This is a genomic window from Streptomyces sp. NPDC005533 (assembly GCF_042871845.1).
Taxonomy (GTDB): domain Bacteria; phylum Actinomycetota; class Actinomycetes; order Streptomycetales; family Streptomycetaceae; genus Streptomyces.
The window spans coordinates 1-3,274 of the sequence record NZ_JBIAJH010000139.1 but is presented as its reverse complement, the minus strand read 5'-3'; the positions used below and the strand labels follow the sequence as shown (position 1 = coordinate 3,274).

2 protein-coding genes and 1 pseudogene are annotated in these 3,274 nt (G+C 65.7%); all 3 read right to left on the bottom strand.

Annotated features, from left to right (window positions below; genetic code table 11):
• Positions 1-110 precede the first annotated feature (110 nt).
• On the bottom strand, positions 111-776 hold the full coding sequence (locus tag ACFYP3_RS37285) for a DUF4360 domain-containing protein (RefSeq protein WP_388842537.1): 666 nt from the start codon (positions 774-776) through the stop codon (positions 111-113).
• A 420-nt stretch (positions 777-1,196) separates the two neighbouring features.
• A pseudogene (locus ACFYP3_RS37280) lies at positions 1,197-1,890 on the bottom strand (transposase family protein).
• A 233-nt stretch (positions 1,891-2,123) separates the two neighbouring features.
• Complete coding sequence (locus tag ACFYP3_RS37275) at positions 2,124-2,852, bottom strand: helicase associated domain-containing protein (protein WP_388842535.1); 729 nt, start codon at positions 2,850-2,852, stop codon at positions 2,124-2,126.
• Between the last annotated feature and the right edge of the window lie 422 nt (positions 2,853-3,274).

The window sequence follows — 3,274 nt, the reverse complement described above, 5'->3', positions numbered from 1 at the left end:
GGAATCAACACCGCCAACGACCGGGGGCTCTGCCACGTCACCCACTGGCTGACCAGGCCTTTCACTCCTCAGAGACAGGATGAAAGAGGTTCACTGAGCGGCCCTGCCGGTCAGCCCTGGTGTGGGCAGCGCTTCCAGGCAAAGTGGTAGACGGTGTTGATACTGGCGTCGGTTGAGTCCATCGCCATGAAGCTGACGGGGTCTGCCTGGCCGTTTCTGGTTGCGGTGCGTAGCTCGGTGTTGATGTTGAAGTTGCGTTGGGCTCCGCAGGGGGCGTAGACGAGGGCTGCGACTTCGACTTGGTCTGAAGCCTGCCAGTTGTCGCTGCGGGGGCCGGAGAACGTGTGGGTTCTGCGGTATGTCTGGGGGTATCCCTGGAAGTAGTAGCCGGCCTGCTGGGTGCCTGTCGCCCATCGACTGAGGGATGCGAAGCCGCGGTAGTCGGCATTGGCGATGGCATAGGTGAATCCCTGGGGCACGTTGACCCGGAGAGCGATCTGGCAGTTCTTGCGGGAATCAGCAGGCCTGCTGTCGCCGCCGGCCTGGGCCAGGTACTCGCTATAGGTGACGGTGAAGGCGGTGTTGTCGGGGGCGACGGACACCGCGGCGCTGCCGGGTCGGCAGCCCGAGCCGTTCACGGAGGCGACGCCGATGGTGATCTTTCCAGGCGGTGGAGGCGTGAGGGTTACCGCGGCCGACGATGAAGGGGAGGCCGGTCCGGCCAGCAGCACCGATGCGGCAGCCGCGGCGGTCCCGGCACTCAGGATTCTGATCATCTCTTCTCCTCGCTGCGTAACGTGTCCGGGGAAAACAGGCACACCAGGAGCGGGATACATCCGAGCACACGAACTGCAGCCTGAAAAGGCCACTCTGCAGAACTTGGCCTGAAACCATGAACCACGAGGGTTATTCACGGGTCTGGTGTTCTTGACCAGCAAGGGGGCCTTTCTCGGTAGCTGGTGTTGGTGAAGACGCCAGATCTCTACCGGACAGGACCAATCACGGCACGGCACTGTGGCCAGGCAAGCATCGCGATGCTACCGGGCCGAAACCAACCTCGCACTCTTCGAACAGATCAGTGACTCCTACAAGCTTCGCCGCATACAGAAACGACTCGGCTATTCAGCCCCATCGAGTTCGAGGAGAAACCTTACGCCAACCACGCAGCCACCAGACAAGCGCACCTGGAGCCTTTTTCATGTGTAGATCATGAGGGTGAGGATGGCTGCGGCGGCTGACGTGAGCCTGTTCGGGCTGATGCGGGCGTGGCGGAAGATCCTCCACTGCTTGATGCGGGAGATCGTCCGCTCGACGGGAGCCCGCAGTCCGGCGTGGACCGTGTTCGACTTCTTGTGCTTGTCCGGCAGATCTGTACCCGGGCGGCGTTTGATCGGTGTGATGACGGTGCCGCCGGCGCCCTGGTAGCCCTTGTCCGCGAGGACCTGGAGGTCCAGTGGGGCGCAGGTGGAGATGATGTCGTGCTCGCGGGCGGCCTTCACATCGTGGGTGCCGCCGGGCAGGGCGGGTGAAAGCCACCGCAGCTTTCCTTCTTCCGCGGTGATGACCTGCAGCTTTACGCCCTCGCGGCGGGACTTTTCCGGAGAAGTGGCCTGGTTTCTGGACCTGGTCGGTCTCCGCGACGGTGCCGTCCAGCAGTGCGTATGCGCCGGTGTGAGGGCTGGTCAGCGCCTCTGTCAACGACGGGGCGAAGGCAGCGGGGCAGTCGATCGTGTCGTTCACATACCGCCAGGCCGTGGCCACACCGATACCGAAACCCGCGGCGACCTGTTCGAAGGTGTCGTGCTTGCGCAGGTAGACCAGCGTGCACCGGGCCCGGTCGGACGGACGCAGCTTGCAGCTGCGGTCATCGCCGCCGGCGACGATCGCCATTGTCACCAGCTCCAGGAGCTCTTCTTCGAGGTCGCATGCGGCAGGACAGGAGAACACGGGGCATCTCCGCAGGTGAGGCTACGTTTGGCGACTCTCCAAACCAGCGAGATGCCCCGTTCGTCACGCCCCCGTCAACACCACCCCGTCACCTCACCCACCAGCCGTACACACGGAAAAGGCTCCCGAAACCATGCCAACCAACTTCGACGTCCTTCCCTCCGTGGCGCACCACTTCAATATTCGAGCGGGAATCCTCGCCGCTGCCCCTTCCCGCTGGATGTACTGCTGGAGGGCCTGGGTGCCCTTCTGGAAGGCCTCCCCGCCCGTGCGCGGCCCCGACCCCCTGCCACGGCTGTCTTCGTTGGGGTCTTCCGGGCCCGTGAAGTTGGCTGCGGCTTCACGCCGAGCGTGGCAATGCGCCGCTGCTGCTTGCCGTTGAGCCGGCTGAAGTTGCGCCGTTGGGTGGCGAGCCAGCGCCCGATGCCTTCGCCGTGCAGGGTCACCTCGGGCACGATGGCGGTCGGTCGCGCCCCGTCGGCGAGGAGCTGGGTGAGGTAGGCGTGGTGGCGCTGCCCGTCGACCGTCCAACCGTACTCGCGCGGGTTCCAGTCGATGTTGATCGCGGCGAGCTGCGCGGCCCGCCGCTGCGCCCGTTCGGGGGCCGTCCCCAGCCCGCCGACACGGCGGACGGTGGTCAGCCACTGCCCGACCTCCAGATCCAGCGCGGACGCGCCTGGCGGGGCGGCGAGAGTCCCGTGGAGCCGACAGTAAGCCCGCGCCGCCGCCAAATTCTCGGCAAACCCGTGGTCGGCGGTGTCCCACACGATCCCGAGCTCCTCCAGCTCGGCCGCCCGCACCCCGGTCATGGTCCCGGCCCGGTACGCCCGCCGCTGACCCGACAGCCACCGCCCCAGCAGAAACGCCCCGCCGCCTCCACGTTCCTGGCTCTGACTCACAGACATCAGACACCCCTCGTGGGACAGCCATCCAGGCTCTGCCCGACCGCGGCTGACCACTACACCGCCATCCCAAGAAGGAGGAGAACCGCAACACCCTCGGCGAGTGGACGCCGACGGCCACCGCGACGGCACGCGGCCCACAGGCCTGGCCCCCAACAACCAACCCACCGAACGAACCGCTAGAAAACGGATACCCCAGCCGACCCACTCACACCGGCGCGCGCACGTGAATGATCGAGGCTCGCGTGCCGCGAGCGCCCCCCGAAATGCTCTCAATACGTCACGTGCGACCTTCACGCCTATGGCACGAGGTGAAGCGGCGTCGCATTACCTAAGACCGTGTCCTATGTGGTGAGGCGTCGTTGACGTCGGTATGGGGCGGGGCACGTGGAGTTGGATTGTTCCAGACGGGCTGTGGGAGATCG